The organism is Bradyrhizobium frederickii, assembly GCF_004570865.1.
Lineage (GTDB): Bacteria > Pseudomonadota > Alphaproteobacteria > Rhizobiales > Xanthobacteraceae > Bradyrhizobium > Bradyrhizobium frederickii.
Genome location: NZ_SPQS01000011.1, coordinates 194,349 through 210,129 on the forward strand (window position 1 = coordinate 194,349; position 15,781 = coordinate 210,129).

15 protein-coding genes are annotated in these 15,781 nt (G+C 66.6%); 10 read left to right on the forward strand and 5 right to left on the reverse strand.

Going from position 1 to position 15,781, the window contains the following annotated elements; translation table 11 throughout:
• Positions 1 to 34 precede the first annotated feature (34 nt).
• Positions 35 to 997, forward strand: coding sequence for a TAXI family TRAP transporter solute-binding subunit (locus tag E4K64_RS20805; protein ID WP_135165177.1), 963 nt, complete (start codon positions 35 to 37; stop codon positions 995 to 997).
• Between the two features lie 128 nt (positions 998 to 1,125).
• Here the strand turns inward: E4K64_RS20805 and E4K64_RS20815 are convergent, their stop codons facing one another.
• Both E4K64_RS20815 and E4K64_RS20820 read right to left on the reverse strand, forming a co-directional pair.
• On the reverse strand, positions 1,126 to 2,352 hold the full coding sequence (locus tag E4K64_RS20815; RefSeq protein ID WP_135165178.1) for an ABC transporter substrate-binding protein: 1,227 nt from the start codon (positions 2,350 to 2,352) through the stop codon (positions 1,126 to 1,128).
• Between the two features lie 100 nt (positions 2,353 to 2,452).
• Positions 2,453 to 3,346, reverse strand: coding sequence for a substrate-binding domain-containing protein (locus E4K64_RS20820; protein ID WP_135165179.1), 894 nt, complete (start codon positions 3,344 to 3,346; stop codon positions 2,453 to 2,455).
• 268 nt (positions 3,347 to 3,614) lie between these two features.
• On the opposite strand from E4K64_RS20820, the gene E4K64_RS20825 reads away from it, so the two are divergent.
• The 3 genes from E4K64_RS20825 to E4K64_RS20835 are packed head-to-tail and all read left to right on the forward strand — an operon-like array spanning position 3,615 to position 7,565.
• Complete coding sequence (locus tag E4K64_RS20825) at positions 3,615 to 4,442, forward strand: ABC transporter substrate-binding protein (RefSeq protein ID WP_430642519.1); 828 nt, start codon at positions 3,615 to 3,617, stop codon at positions 4,440 to 4,442.
• Between the two features lie 54 nt (positions 4,443 to 4,496).
• Complete coding sequence (locus E4K64_RS20830; protein ID WP_135165181.1) at positions 4,497 to 5,603, forward strand: molybdopterin-binding protein; 1,107 nt, start codon at positions 4,497 to 4,499, stop codon at positions 5,601 to 5,603.
• 12 nt (positions 5,604 to 5,615) lie between these two features.
• Positions 5,616 to 7,565, forward strand: a complete 1,950-nt coding sequence (locus tag E4K64_RS20835) for a molybdopterin biosynthesis protein (RefSeq protein WP_135165182.1) — start codon at positions 5,616 to 5,618, stop codon at positions 7,563 to 7,565.
• A gap of 60 nt (positions 7,566 to 7,625) precedes the next feature.
• Here E4K64_RS20835 and E4K64_RS20840 read toward each other — a convergent pair whose 3' ends face one another.
• On the reverse strand, positions 7,626 to 7,847 hold the full coding sequence (locus tag E4K64_RS20840) for a hypothetical protein (protein WP_135165183.1): 222 nt from the start codon (positions 7,845 to 7,847) through the stop codon (positions 7,626 to 7,628).
• A 97-nt stretch (positions 7,848 to 7,944) separates the two neighbouring features.
• Here E4K64_RS20840 and E4K64_RS20845 point away from each other — a divergent pair, with 97 nt between their 5' ends.
• Positions 7,945 to 8,256 carry a hypothetical protein gene (locus tag E4K64_RS20845; RefSeq protein ID WP_135165184.1) on the forward strand — a complete coding sequence of 104 codons (312 nt, stop codon included), beginning with the start codon at positions 7,945 to 7,947 and terminating at the stop codon, positions 8,254 to 8,256.
• 5 nt (positions 8,257 to 8,261) lie between these two features.
• Here E4K64_RS20845 and mobA read toward each other — a convergent pair whose 3' ends face one another.
• Both mobA and fdhD read right to left on the reverse strand, forming a co-directional pair.
• Positions 8,262 to 8,903, reverse strand: coding sequence for a molybdenum cofactor guanylyltransferase MobA (gene mobA, locus E4K64_RS20850; protein ID WP_135165185.1), 642 nt, complete (start codon positions 8,901 to 8,903; stop codon positions 8,262 to 8,264).
• Positions 8,884 to 9,774 (reverse strand): formate dehydrogenase accessory sulfurtransferase FdhD, encoded by an 891-nt coding sequence (gene fdhD, locus E4K64_RS20855; protein WP_135165186.1) that lies wholly within the window; start codon positions 9,772 to 9,774, stop codon positions 8,884 to 8,886. Before fdhD ends, mobA begins: the two co-directional genes overlap by 20 nt.
• A 210-nt stretch (positions 9,775 to 9,984) precedes the next feature.
• Here fdhD and mobB point away from each other — a divergent pair, with 210 nt between their 5' ends.
• The 5 genes from mobB (at position 9,985) to E4K64_RS20880 (ending at position 15,631) form a co-directional block, all read left to right on the forward strand.
• Entirely contained in the window at positions 9,985 to 10,512 is a 528-nt protein-coding gene (mobB, locus tag E4K64_RS20860) for a molybdopterin-guanine dinucleotide biosynthesis protein B (RefSeq protein ID WP_135165187.1), read from the forward strand.
• 9 nt (positions 10,513 to 10,521) lie between these two features.
• Positions 10,522 to 11,778 carry a molybdopterin molybdotransferase MoeA gene (locus E4K64_RS20865; protein WP_135165188.1) on the forward strand — a complete coding sequence of 419 codons (1,257 nt, stop codon included), beginning with the start codon at positions 10,522 to 10,524 and terminating at the stop codon, positions 11,776 to 11,778.
• Positions 11,779 to 11,823: 45 nt separating this feature from the next.
• Positions 11,824 to 12,057: a sulfurtransferase TusA family protein gene (locus tag E4K64_RS20870; RefSeq protein ID WP_028134664.1), complete on the forward strand. Its 234-nt coding sequence runs from the start codon at positions 11,824 to 11,826 to the stop codon at positions 12,055 to 12,057.
• 123 nt (positions 12,058 to 12,180) lie between these two features.
• A complete protein-coding gene (locus E4K64_RS20875) occupies positions 12,181 to 13,614 on the forward strand; it encodes a sigma-54-dependent transcriptional regulator (protein WP_135165189.1) in 1,434 nt (477 codons plus the stop codon).
• Positions 13,607 to 15,631 carry a sensor histidine kinase gene (locus tag E4K64_RS20880; protein WP_135165190.1) on the forward strand — a complete coding sequence of 675 codons (2,025 nt, stop codon included), beginning with the start codon at positions 13,607 to 13,609 and terminating at the stop codon, positions 15,629 to 15,631. Before E4K64_RS20875 ends, E4K64_RS20880 begins: the two co-directional genes overlap by 8 nt.
• Positions 15,632 to 15,781: the final 150 nt, after the last annotated feature.

Here is a 15,781-nt window from a genome sequence, read left to right on the forward strand (position 1 = left end):
AGTCGGTGTTGACGCGAGCCCCTCGGGGACGACCATGAGATTCGCAATCATCCTCGTCAGCGCGGCGCTGCTCTTGAGCCCGGTTGCCGCTCAAACCGGAGGCACGGCCATTCCGACCACGACACTCAGCCTCGGCACCGCGACGCCCGGCGGCGGCTTTCCGCTCTATGGCAATGCCTTTGCCGAGGTGATGAACGCGGCCGATCCGCACATCTCCGTCGCGCCGCGCAACACCAAGGGCAGCAACGAGAACATCCCGCTCTTGGAGAAGGGCGAGCTCGATCTTGCGCTGGTCGCGGGCGAGCCGGCCTATGAGGCCTTCGCCGGCATCGGCCGCGCGCCGGCGCGGCTGAAAATCCTGACGGCGATCTATTCCAATCCCGGCATGTTCGTGGTGCGCGCGGACAGCCCCTACAAGACCATCCGCGATCTGGTCGGCCAGCCTGTCGCGTTCGGCGCCAGGGGCTCGGGCCTGCCGATCCTGGCGCGCTACGTGCTCGACGGCATCGGCCTGAAGCAGGACGAGGACTTCAAGGCCGTCTATCTCGACCGCGCCGGCGACGGCCCCGCGATGGTCGAGGACGGCCGCGTCGCTGCGCTGTGGGGCGCCGGCATCGGCTGGCCCGGCTTTGCCGCGGTCGCATCGAGCGCGTCTGGCGCGCGCTTCATCGCGCCTGATGTCGAGGAGATGACGCGCATCCGCGCCAGGCATTCGTTCCTGAAGCCGTTGCTGGTGCCGGCCAACAGCTATCCGAAGCAGGACGCGCCGATCGCTTCGCTGGGCTCGTGGAGCTTCGTGCTGACGCGCGAGGATCTGCCTGACGACGTCGCCTATCGCCTGGCGAAGACGCTGCACGGCGTTGAGGCGACGTTCTGCAAGAAGCTCGCCCAGGCCTGCGAGACCACGGCCTCGAACACCGTCGCGGCGGCGCCGAGGCCGGAACTGATCCATCCCGGCGTGATCAGGTATTTCCGTGAAATCGGGGTGACAAAATAGGACGCAGCCACACCCGCTGCCGTCATGGCCGGGCTTGACCCGGCCATCCACGCGTCACCGCGATTAAGGAGAGACGTGGATGCCCGGGACAAGCCCGGGCATGACGAGTTGTGTGCTTTGCGAGACCGTTATTTTTTCACCAGCGGGCACGCGGGGTCCGGCGGGCCGAACGCCTTGTCGCCGGAGATCGTGGTCAGGATCTTGTAATAGTCCCACGGATATTTGCTCTCCTCCGGCGTCTTCACCTGCACCAGCCAGAGATCGTGCACCATCAGATTGTCCTCGCGCAAACGGCCGTTGCGGGCGAAGAAATCCTCGATCGGCTTCTCGCGCATCTTGGCGGCGACCTTGAGCGGATCGTCGCTGCCGGTCTCCTTGATGGCGTTGAGATAGTGCATCACGCTGGAATAGACGCCGGCCTGCCACATCGACGGCATCTTGTTCATCTTGGCGAAGTAGCGCTTCGACCATTCGCGGGTCTTGTCGTCCATGTCCCAGTAGAACGAGGTGGTCAGAAGCAGGCCTTGCGCGGCCTGCAGGCCGAGACCGTGGATGTCGGTGATCAGCGCCAGCAGCGCCGCCATCTGCTGGCCGCCCTTGAACACGCCGAACTCCGAGCCGGTCTTGATCTCGTTCATGTTGTTGGGGGGGCCGGCGGCGATGCCGATGATCTTGGCCTTGGAGGCCTGCGCCTGCAGCACGAAGGAGGAGAGGTCCGGCGTTGCCAGCGGCGGCCGCACCGAGCCCAGCACCTTGCCGCCATTGGCGGTGACGACCGCGGAGGCGTCGCGCTCCAGCGAATGGCCGAAGGCGTAATCGTCGGTGATGAAGAACCAGCTGTCGCCGCCGCGCTTGACCACCGCGTCCGCGGTGCCGACCGCGAGCGCGCGGGTGTCGAACACCCATTGGATCGCGTAAGGCGAGCAGAACTTGCCGTGGAAGTCCGCGGTGCCGGTGGAGTGGGTGATGAACAGCCGCTTCTTCTCGTTGGCGATGTTCTGCACCGCGAGCCCGACCGCCGAGACCGGCACGTCGACGATCAGGTCGACCTGCTCGACGTCGAACCAGCGCCGCGCGAGCGAGGCGCCGATGTCGGCCTTGAGCTGATGATCGCCGACCACGACGCTGATCGGCTTGCCGAGCACGGTGCCGCCGAAATCGTCGATCGCCATCTGCGCCGCCGTCACCGAGCCCTGGCCCGTCGGCGCCGACGCCGGCCCGTTCATGTCGGTGAGCACGCCGATCTTGACGACGTCGTCGGAAACCTGCGCCATGGCGGCGCCCGACATCAGCGTCGCCAGCAACGTTGCTGCAAAGCCGGCCGCGACCGGTAGTCCAAATCTCGTTGGATTCACGTGTCTCCTCCCCTGATCCGGCGCGTTGGCCGGTGTTGCCCCGGGTGTGCCCCCGGCTGAATTGGTTTCTTTTGCAACTATTTGGGGGCGGGCGTCAATGTCAGGCTGCGAACCGGATCTGGCCGGCGGCCGAAGGATCGTAGCCGGTCAGCTCCTCGGCGCGCTGGCGCAGCCGCCTTTCGGCGAGAAACCGCAGCAGGGCCTGCATGGCGGGGCGGAAATAGCTGCGCTGCCGCATCGCGAGGTCGAAATTCTCCCAGACCAGCGGCACGAAATCGAGACCCGCCGAGCGCGCGCTGGCGCGGGTCGCGATGCCGCAATCGGCCTGGCCGGCGCGGACCAGCTCGGCAAGGTCCGGACCGGTGAGAGCCGGCGTCTCGACCCGGCGCAAATCCCGCGTCGTGGCGCCGGCGCGCTTCAGCAGCACGTCGAGCAGCATCTGCGCCCCGGTGCCTTGTTGCCGCATCGCCACCCTGGCGCCGAGCGCGAGCACGTCGGTCAGGCCGTGCAGCTGCTTGGGATTTCCTGGCGGCAGCACGAGCCCCTGCTCGCGGCGCACGAACGCCACCAGCACCGCATCGTGCAGGTCGGGAGCTGCGCGCAGCGCTTCGATACTGGCATCCTCGGCGACATCGTCGGAAGCGTCCCGCCCGTGAAAGTGCACCGCCGCCGCCATCACCTCGTTGCGCTGCAGGCGCTCGAGCCCGCGCACGCTGCCCTCGCTGATCGATCCCAGGCCCGAGCCGGATTCGCGCAGGCTCCAATCCAGGAGTTCGTCCTGGCTGCCGCCCACCACCGGCGGCGGCTCCGCGATCAGCATGCCGGCCGGACGCGCGAGGCCCGACAGCACCCAGAGATCGAGTTCGTGTCGCGGGAAGAGCCACTTCCCGGTCACTTTGGTGCAGGGGATCGCGCCGGTGGTGACGAGTTCATAGAGCTTACGTTCGCCGAGCCGAAGATAGTCGGCGGCTTCGCTGGTCGTCAGGAATTCCATCCTGCATTCCTATGCAAATTCTTGCTTCTTCTTGACGTTCGACGCAGGTCGAAATTCTGCATTTTCAAGAGTTCGCGGGAACCATGCCCGATCATCTCGCCGCTTTGCAACACATCCTCGCATGCGATTTCTGCTTTGGTGAACGATTCCGAGTGCGCAGCCTTGCCGAAATTTCCCGATTGAAGAGCGCGGAGCGCGCAAACGCGTCACGAGTGCGGCGCATTCGATCAGCATCATGATCGCGTCATAGCCAAATGGGAACCTGATCATGGGGCGCCTGTCCGTTGCATTCGCGCTGTTCTGCGGCCTCACCGCGGGCGTAGCGGCGTCACTCGCCGAAGACCGCAGCATCGTCCTCGCCACGACGACCGCGACCCAGGAATCCGGCCTGCTCGACTATCTGCTGCCGATCTTCCACGACAAGACCGGCATCGAGGTGACCGTGATCGCGCGGCGCGCCGACGAGGTGCTCAATGGGCCGCGACGAGGCGAGGCCGACGTCGTGCTGATGCACGCGCGGCCGCAGGAGGAGAAATTCGTCGCCGACGGGTTTGGCGTGAAGCGTTTCGACGTGATGTACAACGACTACGTTCTGATCGGGCCGAAGAGCGATCCCGCGGCGGTGAAGGGCAAGGACATCGTCACCGCGCTGAAGGCGATCGAAGCCAAGGGCGCGCCGTTCGTGACGCGCGGCGATCGGTCGGGCACCCACGCCGCGGAACTCGCGCTCTGGATCGTCGCCGGCATCGACATCGCGGCTGCCAAGGGCGCCTGGTATCGCGAGGCGGGGCAGGGCATGGCCTCGGCTCTCGACGCTGCGCGCGCCGCGAATGCCTATGTGCTGTCGGATCGCGGCGGCTGGATCTCGTTCAGGGATCGCGGCGATCTCGACATCGTCGTCGAAGGCGACCGGCGGCTGCTCAATCAGTATGGCGTGATGCTGGTGAATCCTGCGAAGTTTCCGAACGTGAAGAAGGATCTCGCGCAGAGCTTCATCGACTGGCTGACCTCGCCGGAGGGGCAGGCGGCGATCGCCGGCTACAAGGTCGACGGCCAGCAGCTGTTCTTCCCGAATTCGGACAGGTCCGGCGGCTGAGGCCCGCATCGCCGGCGGTTGCCAAAGCGGGCGATGCATGGTCCACCATGGCGCATGACCCAGCGCCTGCCGCCATCGCTGACGCCGCTCGACACCGCGCTCGCCGCATTGCTGAACGGGCTCGCGCCGCTTGCGCCGGTGGAGTTGCCGCTGCTCGATGCGGCCGGCTGCATCGCGGCGGGCACTCCGTTGCTTGCGGCCCATCCGCCGCACGACATGGCCGCCACGGACGGCTGGGCGCTCCGCGCCAATGATCTTGTCGGCGCGTCCTCTTATTCGCCGCTGCCTTTGACGAAAGCCCCGGCATGGATCGAGGCTGGCGAAGCGATGCCGGTGGGATGCGACTGTGTGCTCGATGCCGGCGCGGTGGAAGTGTCCGGGCCGCTCGTGCAGGTGCTGGCGGAAGCCGTGCCGGGGCAGGGCGTCAGGCGCGCACGCAGCGACATCGCGGCACGCACGCCTGCCGGGGCCGAGGGCTCTCCGGTCGGTGCGGCCGATCTGCTGCTCGCACGTGTTGCGGGCCTGGCGAAGCTCGGCGTGCGGCGGCCGCGGCTGCGCATCGTCAATGTGCCGGGTGCAACGGCAACGATGAACTTGATCGCCGGTCTCGCGCGCTCGGCAGGACTGGACGTCGAACCGCGCGAAGCCGGTGCGCGCGACGAAGCATCGATTGCCGACGCGCTTGACGCCTCCTCTTGTGATCTCCTGCTGACCGTCGGCGGCAGCGGAATCGGCCGCCGGGATGCCGCCGTGATGGCCTTGGCCCGGCGGGGCGAGGTGAAGGCACACGGCCTTGCGCTTCAACCTGGACGTACTGCCGCGGTCGGCCGGCTCGGACCGGTTCCCGTGGTGGCCTTGCCCGGCTCGCCCGATGCTGCGCTCGCGGCCTGGCTCGCGCTGGTGCAGCCGCTCGTCGATCGCCTGACAGCGCGTCGGACGCGTCGACGGATCACCTTGCCGCTGGCGCGCAAGATCGCATCCAGCGGCGGCATCGCCGAGATCGTTCTGCTGGCCGAGGAACGCGATGCCTGGACGCCGCTTGCTGTCGGGGAATGGCCCTTCCACGCCATGGCCGGTGCGGACGCATGGCTGCTCGTTCCCGGCGACAGCGAGGGATTTGCGGCAGGCGCGCCGGTCGATGCCTATCTGATCCGGGAGTGATATGGGTTCGGCATGACGATGATCCCCCAGTCGCAAGACCGCAGCGCCTTCGAACAGGCGCAGTTCCTCAAGATCCTCTCGCGGGAGGAGGCCCTGGCGCGCTTCGAGGCGGCCTTGTTCCCGCGTTCGATTCCAACCGAGCCGCGCAAGCTTGCCGATGCGCTCGGTGCAGCGCTCGCCGAAGACGTCACGGCGCCGATCGACGTTCCCCCCTTCGACCGCTCCAATGTCGACGGCTTTGCCGTGCGGTCGGCGGATCTCGTCGCGGCGGGCGAAGGCAAGCCGGTGCGTCTTGGGTTGAACGGCGAAACGATCCAGTGCGGCACCGCACCAAGGCTGCAAGTTACGCCGGGAACCGCGACGGCGATCGCCACCGGCGGTCCGCTTCCGCGTGGCGCCGACGCCGTCGTCATGGTCGAGCACACCCAGCCGGCAGGGTCCGACACGATCGAGGTTCGTCGTGCCGTCTCGCCGGGGCAATTCGTGTCCTATGCGGGATCCGACATCGCGCGCGGCGAGGCGCTGCTGCGTGCCGGCACCATCATCGGCTCGCGCGAGATCGGCATGCTGGCGGCTTGCGGCATCGCCGAGGTGAAGGTCGCGCGCAAGCCGCTTGTGGCCGTGATCTCCACCGGCGATGAACTGGTTCAGCCCGGCCAGAGGCTCGCCCCTGCCGGGATTTACGACACCAACGGGGCCATCGTCGCGGCCGCGATCGACGAGAACGGCGGCGAGGCGGTCTTCCTCGGCGCCATTCCGGACGATGAAGCCAAGCTCGAAGCTGCCATGCGCGGCGCGCTAGCGGATGCCGACATGCTGGTGCTGTCAGGCGGCACCTCGAAAGGTGCGGGCGACCTGTCCCATCGCATCATCGGCCGGCTCGGCAAGCCCGGCATCGTCGCGCATGGTGTCGCGCTCAAGCCCGGCAAGCCGCTGTGTCTTGCGGTGTGCGACGGCAAGCCGGTGGTGATCCTGCCGGGCTTTCCGACCTCGGCGATGTTCACCTTTCACGACATGATCGTGCCGGTGCTGCGCAGGCTGGCCGGCCTGCCGCCACGCTCCGATGCCAAGGTGAACGCGACCGTGCCGGTGCGCATTGCGTCCGAGCTCGGCCGCACCGAATTCGTCATGGTCTCGCTGGTCGAGGGCAAGAATGGGTTAATCGCCTATCCCTCCGGCAAGGGCTCTGGCGCGATCACGTCCTTCGCGCAGGCCGACGGTTTCTTGCGCATCGACGCGCTCGCCGACCAGATGCCGGCCGGGACCGCAACCGAGGTGACGCTGTTCACGCCGCATGTGCGCGTGCCCGATCTCGTCATCGTCGGCAGCCATTGCACCGGTCTCGATCTCGTCAGCGCTGGGCTCGCGCATGCCGGCCTGACCGTGCGCTCGATCGCCGTCGGCAGTCTCGGCGGCCTCGCGGCCGCCAAGCGCGGCGAATGCGATGTCGCGCCGATCCACCTGTTCGACGACAAGAGCGAAACCTACAACACTCCTTATCTCGTCGAGGGGCTCGAACTCGTGCCGGGCTGGCGGCGGATGCAGGGCATTGTCTTCCGCAAGGGCGACAGGCGTTTCGAGGGCCTTGATGCGAAGGAGGCGGTGGCCGGCGCGCTCACTGACCCCGCCTGCATCATGGTCAACCGCAACCAGGGCGCCGGCACCCGCATCCTGATCGACCGGCTGCTCGGCGGCGCGCGCCCGGAAGGCTATTGGAACCAGCCCCGCTCGCACAACGCCGTCGCGGCGGCCGTCGCGCAGCATCGCGCCGATTGGGGCATGACCATTGCGCCGGTGGCCGATGCGGCCGGCCTCGGTTTCATTCCGCTCGCGGAAGAGCATTATGACTTTGCGCTGGTGACCGCGCGCAAAGGCCGTCCAGCGGTGCAGGCGTTTCTCGATGCCCTCGGCTCGAATGAGGTGCGTGCGGCGCTGGAGCGGGCCGGCTTCCGGCCCGCGTAGCGAGGGTGCTGGAGACATCGCGCGCCAACATGGGCTCGGCTGGGTCTACGGCTGCGACGCCTAGTCGGTGCCGCTGGCGGCTAGATCGGGCTGATCGCGTTTGCGCTCCCGTTGCTCGGCTTCGGCCAGCGCACGCTGCGCGGCGGCCGGTAGCGGTTTTGGATCCGGCGGGACCTCGACGGTGTCGGGCTTGCTCAGCTGCTTCGTGCGATCGATCACCTCCGAAACATCGAGGGCGAGATCGACAACATCGAAGATGACATTCACGAGAGAGTCGGCCATGGCTCATCCGGGGCAGGGTTCGGTCAGTGGTCGCTGCGGTCCCGGGTCCGGTTCAGGACGTCATGAACTTGGATGGCCGCCGCTACGACCAAGGAATATGAGCCAGGTCACGACTGCATCGACGCCCTTCAATTTCCGCAAGCTTGCTACACTCATCGCGACGGCCGGAACGCTGTTCTGGCTCTACACCTTCTATCACATCGCGAATGTCCCGCAGGGGGACCGCAGCGGCTTTCAATGGCTCGCGGTGTTTCCGCTAGGCATGGTCTTCGGGGCGTTCTTTCTGCCGGCCTGGCTGCTGGTTGCGATCGGCCGTCTGCCGCGATTCACCACGGCCCTCGGTCTCTGCGGCCTGATCGCCTTCGCGATCATCTGGGCGCAGCTTCTCAACGAGTTTCCGAAATCGTAACGCCGCTAGGCCGCGTCATCCAGTGCCGCCAGCCGCTCGGCTTCGGCGATGTCCTCGACCGTGTTGGCGTTGAAGAACGGATCGAGCGGCTCGGCCGGCCACGTCACGGTCGCCAGCGGATAGCGTGCGGTCCAGCGGTCGATCTTGCGGAGGTCTTCGACGACCAGCGCGTGGCGCAGCTCGTCGCGCAAGGCGACCCGCCACAGGCCGATCACGGGATGCGACTGCTCGCCCGATGCGGCAACGGCGAGCTGCGCGTTCTCCCGCGCGCGCGCGTCATGCAGGCGGGCAACCAGATCGCGCGGCAGGAACGGGCAGTCGCCGGCGGCGCTGAGCACCCATTCGACGTCCGGCCGGTTCGCCGCGGTCCAGTCCAGCGCCGCGAGGATGCCGGCGAGCGGGCCGGGGAAGCCGGGCACGTCGTCGGGGACGACCGGCAAGCCGAAGGCCGCGAAACGCGCGGGATCGCCGTTCGCGTTGAGGATCAATCCACTGCATTGAGGCTTCAGGCGCGCGATCACGCGTTCCAAAATGGTGCGGCCACCGATGGTGCGCATCGGCTTGTCGCCGCCCCCCATGCGGCGGGCGAGGCCGCCGGCGAGCAGCACGGCTTGCGTGGCCGGGAATTCAGTCGTCACCACCTTCACCCTTGCGCTTGTGCTTCGCCGATTCTTCCTCGACGTAAGCAAGGTTCTGGTCGTAGACGATGCGCTCCTCGCCCGCGAGGACGATGAAGCGCTTGCCGCGTGTGCGGCCGACCAGCGTCAGTCCGACCTGGCGTGCGAGATCGACGCCCCAGGCGGTGAAGCCGGAGCGCGACACCAGGATCGGGATGCCCATGCGGACCGTCTTGATCACCATCTCGGAGGTGAGGCGCCCCGTGGTGTAAAGGATCTTGTCGGAAGCGTCGACGCCGTGGCGATACATCCAGCCGGCAATCTTGTCGACGGCATTGTGCCGGCCGACATCCTCGGTGTAGCAGAGCGGGGTGCCCTCCTGGCACAGCACACAGCCGTGGATCGCGCCGGCCTCGAGATAGAGCGAGGGCATGGTGTTGATGGTCTGCGTCATCTGGTACAGCCAGGATGTACGCAGCTCCGCCTTCGGCAGCGCGACGCTCTCGACGGCTTCGAGCAGGTCGCCGAAAGCGGTGCCCTGCGCGCAGCCCGAGGTCTGCGTTCGCTTCTTCAGCTTGGCTTCGAAATTGGTGTGATGTTCGGTTCGCACCACGACCACCTGGAGATCGTCGTCGTATTCGACCTCGGTGACCGCGTCGTTATATTTCAGCATGTTCTGGTTCAGCAGATAGCCGAGCGCCAGATATTCCGGATAGTCGCCGATCGTCATCATGGTGACGATCTCCTGGGCGTTCAGGTAAAGCGTCAGGGGCCGCTCCATCGGCACCTTGATCTCGACCCTGGCGCCGGTCTGGTCGGTCCCGGTCACGCTCTGGGTCAGGCGCGGGTCGTCCGGATTGGGGACGATCAGGGGCACCGGGGCTTTGTCGATCTTCATCATGGCCGCGAGGTTAGCATGACATTCGGGTCAAGCCGATATAAGCATGGCGGCAACAGAGCGAAATGCCGCCTCGGCGTCATTGCGAGCGCAGCGAAGCAATCCAGGATTTTTCCGCGGGTGGCAATCTGGATTGCTTCGCTACGCTCGCAATGACGGGGAGAGGGCGGAGGTTCCATCGGCCAGCGAGCCGTTGGCGGAGATCGAACGGTTATGAAAGTCATCGGCCTGGCAGGCTGGAGCGGGGCGGGCAAGACCACGCTGTTGGCGCGGTTGATCCCGCATTTCAACGCGCAAGGCCTGCGCGTCTCGGTGATCAAGCATGCGCACCATCAGTTCGACGTCGATGTGCCCGGCAAGGATTCCTGGCGCCATCGCGAGGCTGGCGCGGCCGAGGTGCTGGTTGCCTCGTCAAACCGCTGGGCCCTGATGCACGAATTGCGCGGCGCGGCGGAGCCGCGGCTGCCGGAATTATTGGGCAAGCTGTCCGCGGTCGATCTCGTCGTGGTGGAGGGTTTCAAGCGCGAGCCGCATCGCAAGATCGAGGTGCATCGCGCGGCCAACGGCAAGCCGCTGCTGTTTCCCGACGATCCCGGCATCGCCGGGATCGCGACCGACGCCGCCATTGACACTCGGCTGCCGACTGTCCATCTCGACGACATCGAGGCTGCTGCGGCGTTGCTGCTGCGCGCGGCGATGCCGGTCGAGGAAGTGGTGGCGACAAGCGCCGCGATACGCTGACGAGGCACAATGGCGCAACTCTCGGACGATTGCTTTGCCTTCGGAGGCCCGATGATGTCGGTCGACGACGCCGTTGGGCTGATCACGACGCGCGTCAACGCGATCGCCGATCTGGAGACGGTGGCGCTCACCGACGCAGACGGGCGCGTGCTGGCGCGCGACGTGGCGGCGCCACTGCCGTTGCCGCCCTTCACCAACTCGGCCGTCGACGGCTACGCCGTGCGCAATGCCGATCTTCCTGTTGGCGCCGAGCAGGCATTCCCGCTTGACGGCCGCATCCCGGCCGGCGGGCTTGCACAGGCACCGATCAAGCCCGGCCACACCGCGCGCATCTTCACGGGCGCGCCGACGCCGCCGGGCGCCGAGACCGTCTTCATGCAGGAAGATGTCCGCGTCGATGAGGCCGGCAGGATCGTGCTGCCGCCGGGGCTGAAGCCTGGGGCCAATGTCCGGCCCGCGGGCGAGGACATCCCGCAGGGACATGTCGCGCTGCGCGCGGGCCAGCGCTTGCGGCCGCAGCACGTCGCGCTGGCGGCTGCGTTCGGTCTGACGAGACTCGACGTGGTCAGACGCATTCGCGTCGCGGTGTTCTCGACCGGTGACGAGCTGGCCTCGCCCGGCGAGCCGCGCGCGCCCTCGCAGCTGTTCGATTCCAACCGCTTCATGCTGATGGCGATGCTGCGCCGGCTCGGCTGCGAGGTCAGCGACCTCGGCATTCTGCGCGACGAGCGTACCTCGCTTGCGAACGGCTTGAAGCAGGTCGCAGGTCACCATGACCTGATCCTCACCACCGGCGGTGTCTCGACCGGAGAGGAGGACCACGTCAAGGCGGCGGTCGAGAGCATCGGCTCGCTGGTGCTGTGGCGGATGGCGATCAAGCCCGGCCGTCCCGTGGCGATGGGCATCATCGGCGGCACGCCGCTGATCGGATTGCCCGGCAATCCCGTCGCGAGTTTCGTGACGTTCGTCCATGTGGTGCGGCCGACGGTGTTGGCGCTGGCGGGCGGCCTGCCGGAACCGTTGACGCCGATCCCGCTGCGCGCCGCGTTCACTTACAAGAAGAAGGCGGGCCGGCGCGAATATGTGCGCGTTTCCCTGCGCCGCGCGCAGGACGGCCGGCTCGAGGCCATCAAGTTTCCGCGCGAGGGAGCCGGGCTCTTGTCCTCGCTGGTCGAGACTGACGGCCTCGTCGAGCTCGGTGAGAGCATCACGGGCATCGAGCCGGGGCAGGATGTCGGCTTTCTGTCCTACGCCGATCTGCTCTAGCGGCCTTGCGTTGACGCCATCGCTACGTCCCGCCATGTTGCGCCCATGACCAGAACGATGCTCGATCTCACCGGCCTGAAATGCCCGCTGCCCGCCCTGAAGACGCGCAAGGCGCTCAAGCCATTGCAACCCGGCGATCAGCTCGAGGTTCATTGCACCGATCCCCTGTCGGTGATTGACATTCCGAATCTGATCCGCGAGACCGGCGACAAGGTCGAGATCACCGAGCGCAATGAGGCCCGCATTGTGTTCCTGGTCGAAAAGGGCGATGGCCCGTAGAAAGGTGCATATTCACGGCGGCAGCGTTTGACTATGCTGCTCCGGCGGGGGTGGCCGGGTTTCGCTGCAATGCGAAAAGGCGCCGGCTGTTGCGTGGATGGTCTCAAACCTAAGACATCGGGCATGACTTTCTCAACATCGAGGGCAAGCGCAGCCGCACCTTCCGCAGCAAGCCGCGAGCCTGCCGTCAAGCCCGGCAAGACGGCGGCAGGGCCGGAGTTCGGCGCGCTGGCGCAGGCCTCCATCCTAATCGTCGACGACGAGCCGGGCATGCGCAATTTCCTGGTGCGCACGCTTGGACCGCGCTGCAAGCTGGTGGACGAGGCGGCCGATACCGACCAGGCCTCGCGCAAGCTCGATTCCAACCGCTACGACGTCGTCATTCTCGACAACATCATGCCAGGCAAGAATGGCGTCGATTGGCTCGCCGAGCAGCGCGCCGTCGGCTTTTTCGCCGACGCCATCCTGATTACCGCCTTTGCCGACCTCGACACCGCGATCCAGGCCCTGCGCGCGGGTGCTGCCGATTTCGTGCTCAAGCCGTTCCGCTCCAACCAGATCCTCAATGCCGTGGCGCGATGCCTCGACCGTGTCCGGCTCCAGCGCGAGAATTACGTCCTGCGCTATGCCTTGCGCGCCTCCTCCGACCGCGCCTTTCTGCGCGACAATCTGATCGGGCAGTCGGCGCCGACGCTGCGCGTGCGCGAGACCATCGCACGGGTCGCGCCCCTGCCGACCTCGATCCTCCTCACCGGCGAATCCGGCACCGGCAAGGAAGTGGCGGCGCGCTCGATCCACTCGCTGTCCGACCGCGCCGACAAGCCGTTCGTGCCCGTGAATTGCGCGGCGATCCCGCCCGACATGATCGAGGCCGAGCTGTTCGGACACATCAAGGGCGCCTTCACCGGCGCCGATTCGGGCCGTGAGGGCCTGTTCCTGTATGCCCATGGCGGCACGCTGTTCCTCGACGAGATCGGGGAGCTGCCGCTGCCGATGCAGAGCAAGCTGCTTCGCGTGCTCGAAGACCGCCGCGTCCGTCCGGTCGGCTCCGAGCGTGAAGTTCCGGTCGACCTGCGCTTCATCTTCGCGACCAATGCCGAGCTTCAGCAGGAGGTCGAGAGGGGCCGTTTCCGGGCCGATCTGTTCTACCGGCTCAACGTGATGCAGATCCGCCTGCCGCTCCTGAAGGATCGCGGCGACGATGTGCTGGAGCTTGCCGGCATCTTCATGAGCAAGCTGTCGGTTCAGCTCGGCATGCCGCCGGTCCCGATCGACGCCTCGGTGCGGGCGGCGCTCGCAAGCTATGACTGGCCGGGCAATGTGCGCGAGCTGCGCAATCTGATCGAGCGCACGCTGATCCTCGGCGCCTTCCCCGACGATTTCGCAGGCTCCCGCAACGATGGTCAGTCGGCGCCTGCCGACAGCCTCGCCGAGCTCGAGCGCCGTCACATTCTCGGCGTGCTGAAGGAGGTCAACGGCAATCGCGAGGAGGCGGCTCGGCGCCTCGGTATCTCGCGCAAGACCATCGACCGCAAATGCGCGTTGTGGGATGTCTGATGGCGCCGGCCGCGGCGGCGAGCTGGTGCGGCGACGCTCCGTCCGCTTCCGACTGCTCGCGATCGCGTTGCTGCCGATGCTGGTCATCCTGCCGCTCCTGCTCGGCGTTGCGATCTACCGCTGGAACGCGAAATTCGACGCGACCCTGATCTCCAAGGTGAACGGCGATCTCACCATCGCCCATCAATATCTCGCCCGCATCCTGGAAAAGACCGGCGTCCAGGTCAGGGCGCTTGGCCTCTCGGCCCGCTTCCACGAGGTGCTGGCGCCGGATGCGCGCGGCTCCTTGCGGGATCTGCTCGACGAGACCCGCAAGGAAATCGGTCTCGACTTCCTGTATCTGACCAACGATCGCGGCGAGGTCCTGGCCTCATCGCCGCCGCTGCAGCACCAACCGAGACGCGACTGGCCGATCATCGTTTCGGCGCTGTCGGGCCAGGTCGCTGCGACCGGCGTCGATATTTTCGGCAATGACGAGCTAGCCGCGATTTCGCCAGCCCTGGCCGAGCGCGCGCGATTGGATCTCGTGCCGACCCCGAACGCGGTGCCGACCGACCGCAGCACGGAGACGCGCGGCATGGTCGTGCATGCGGCGAGCCGGGCGACGCTGCCCGACGGGGGCGCCGCGGCGCTGGTCGGCGGCACCCTGCTCAACCAGAATCTCGAATTCATCGACACGATCAACGACCTCGTCTATCGCGCCGCGAGCCTGCCGGAGGGCAGCCAGGGCACCGCGACGCTGTTCCTGGACGACGTGCGGATCTCGACCAACGTCCGCCTGTTCGAGGGACGTCGCGCGCTCGGCACGCGCGTGTCGGCGGCGGTGCGCTCGGCCGTGCTGGGCGAGGGGCGCACCTGGCTCGACAGCGCCTTCGTCGTCAATGACTGGTACATCTCCGCTTACGAGCCGCTGGTCGACAGCTATGGCAAGCGGGTCGGCATGCTCTATGTCGGTTTTCTGGAGAAGCCGTTCAGCGAGGCCAAATACCAGACATTGCTGATCATCATCGCGGCCTTCATCGCCATCACCGCCGCGACCGTACCGATCTTCCTGCGCTGGGCGAGCTCCATCTTCATGCCGCTGGAGCGCGTCACGGCGACGATCGCCGAGGTGGAGCGCGGCAACCTGTCCGCCCGCACCAAGATGCCGGTGTCGGGCGACGAGATCGGCCGCGTCGCGGTTCATCTCGACGGCCTGCTCGACCAGATCCAGGAACGCGACCGGCAGCTGCGGGAATGGAACGAGGAGCTGAACGTCCGCGTGCTGGAGCGCACCCGGGACCTCGAGCACGCCAATCTCAAGCTCGAGGCGACCACCAAGCAGCTCATCATGTCCGAGAAGCTGGCGGCGATCGGCGAGATCACCGCCGGCGTTGCCCACGAGATCAACAATCCGATCGCGGTGATGCAAGGCAACCTCGACGTCATCCGCAGCGTGTTCGGGGCCGATGCCGACAAGGCAAAGGTCGAGTTTCGCCTGCTCGACGAGCAGATTCACCGCATCAGCCAGATCGTGACCAAGCTGTTGCAGTTTGCAAGGCCGGAGGAATATGCCGGCTATGTCGAGCGCCATGCGCCGGCCAGCGTCATCTCCGACTGCCTGCCGCTGGTGCAGCATCTTCTGAACAAGACCGAGATCGCCGTGGTCAGGGAGGATCGCGCCAATCGGCTCGTGCTGATGAACCGGAACGAGCTGCAGCAGGTGCTGGTCAATCTCATCGTCAACGCGATCCACGCCATGCCGGACGGCGGGACCCTGACGCTCCGCTCCTTCGATGCCGAGCGCGACGGCCATCGAGGCGTCGCCATCGAGGTCACCGATACCGGCATCGGCATGAGCGAAGAGGTGATCGAAAAGATCTTCGATCCCTTCTACACCACGAAACGGCGGCAAGGCACCGGGCTCGGCCTCTCCATCAGCCAGACGCTGATCAAGCGCCAGGGTGGACAGATCACGGCCGAAAGCCATCTCGGTTCCGGAAGTACCTTCACGATGTGGCTGCCGGAAGCGAGCTGATTGGACATTTTGTCCCGAGATTTTGGACATTCTGTCCGGCGCGGCACATTGCGCTGCGGGAAGTCGTTGAATCATCACGATGCGATTTCTGGCACGCGCGTTGCTCATCTCAAGACAGGGTGTTGAGGGGGGACGAGGGCGCGATCGCCG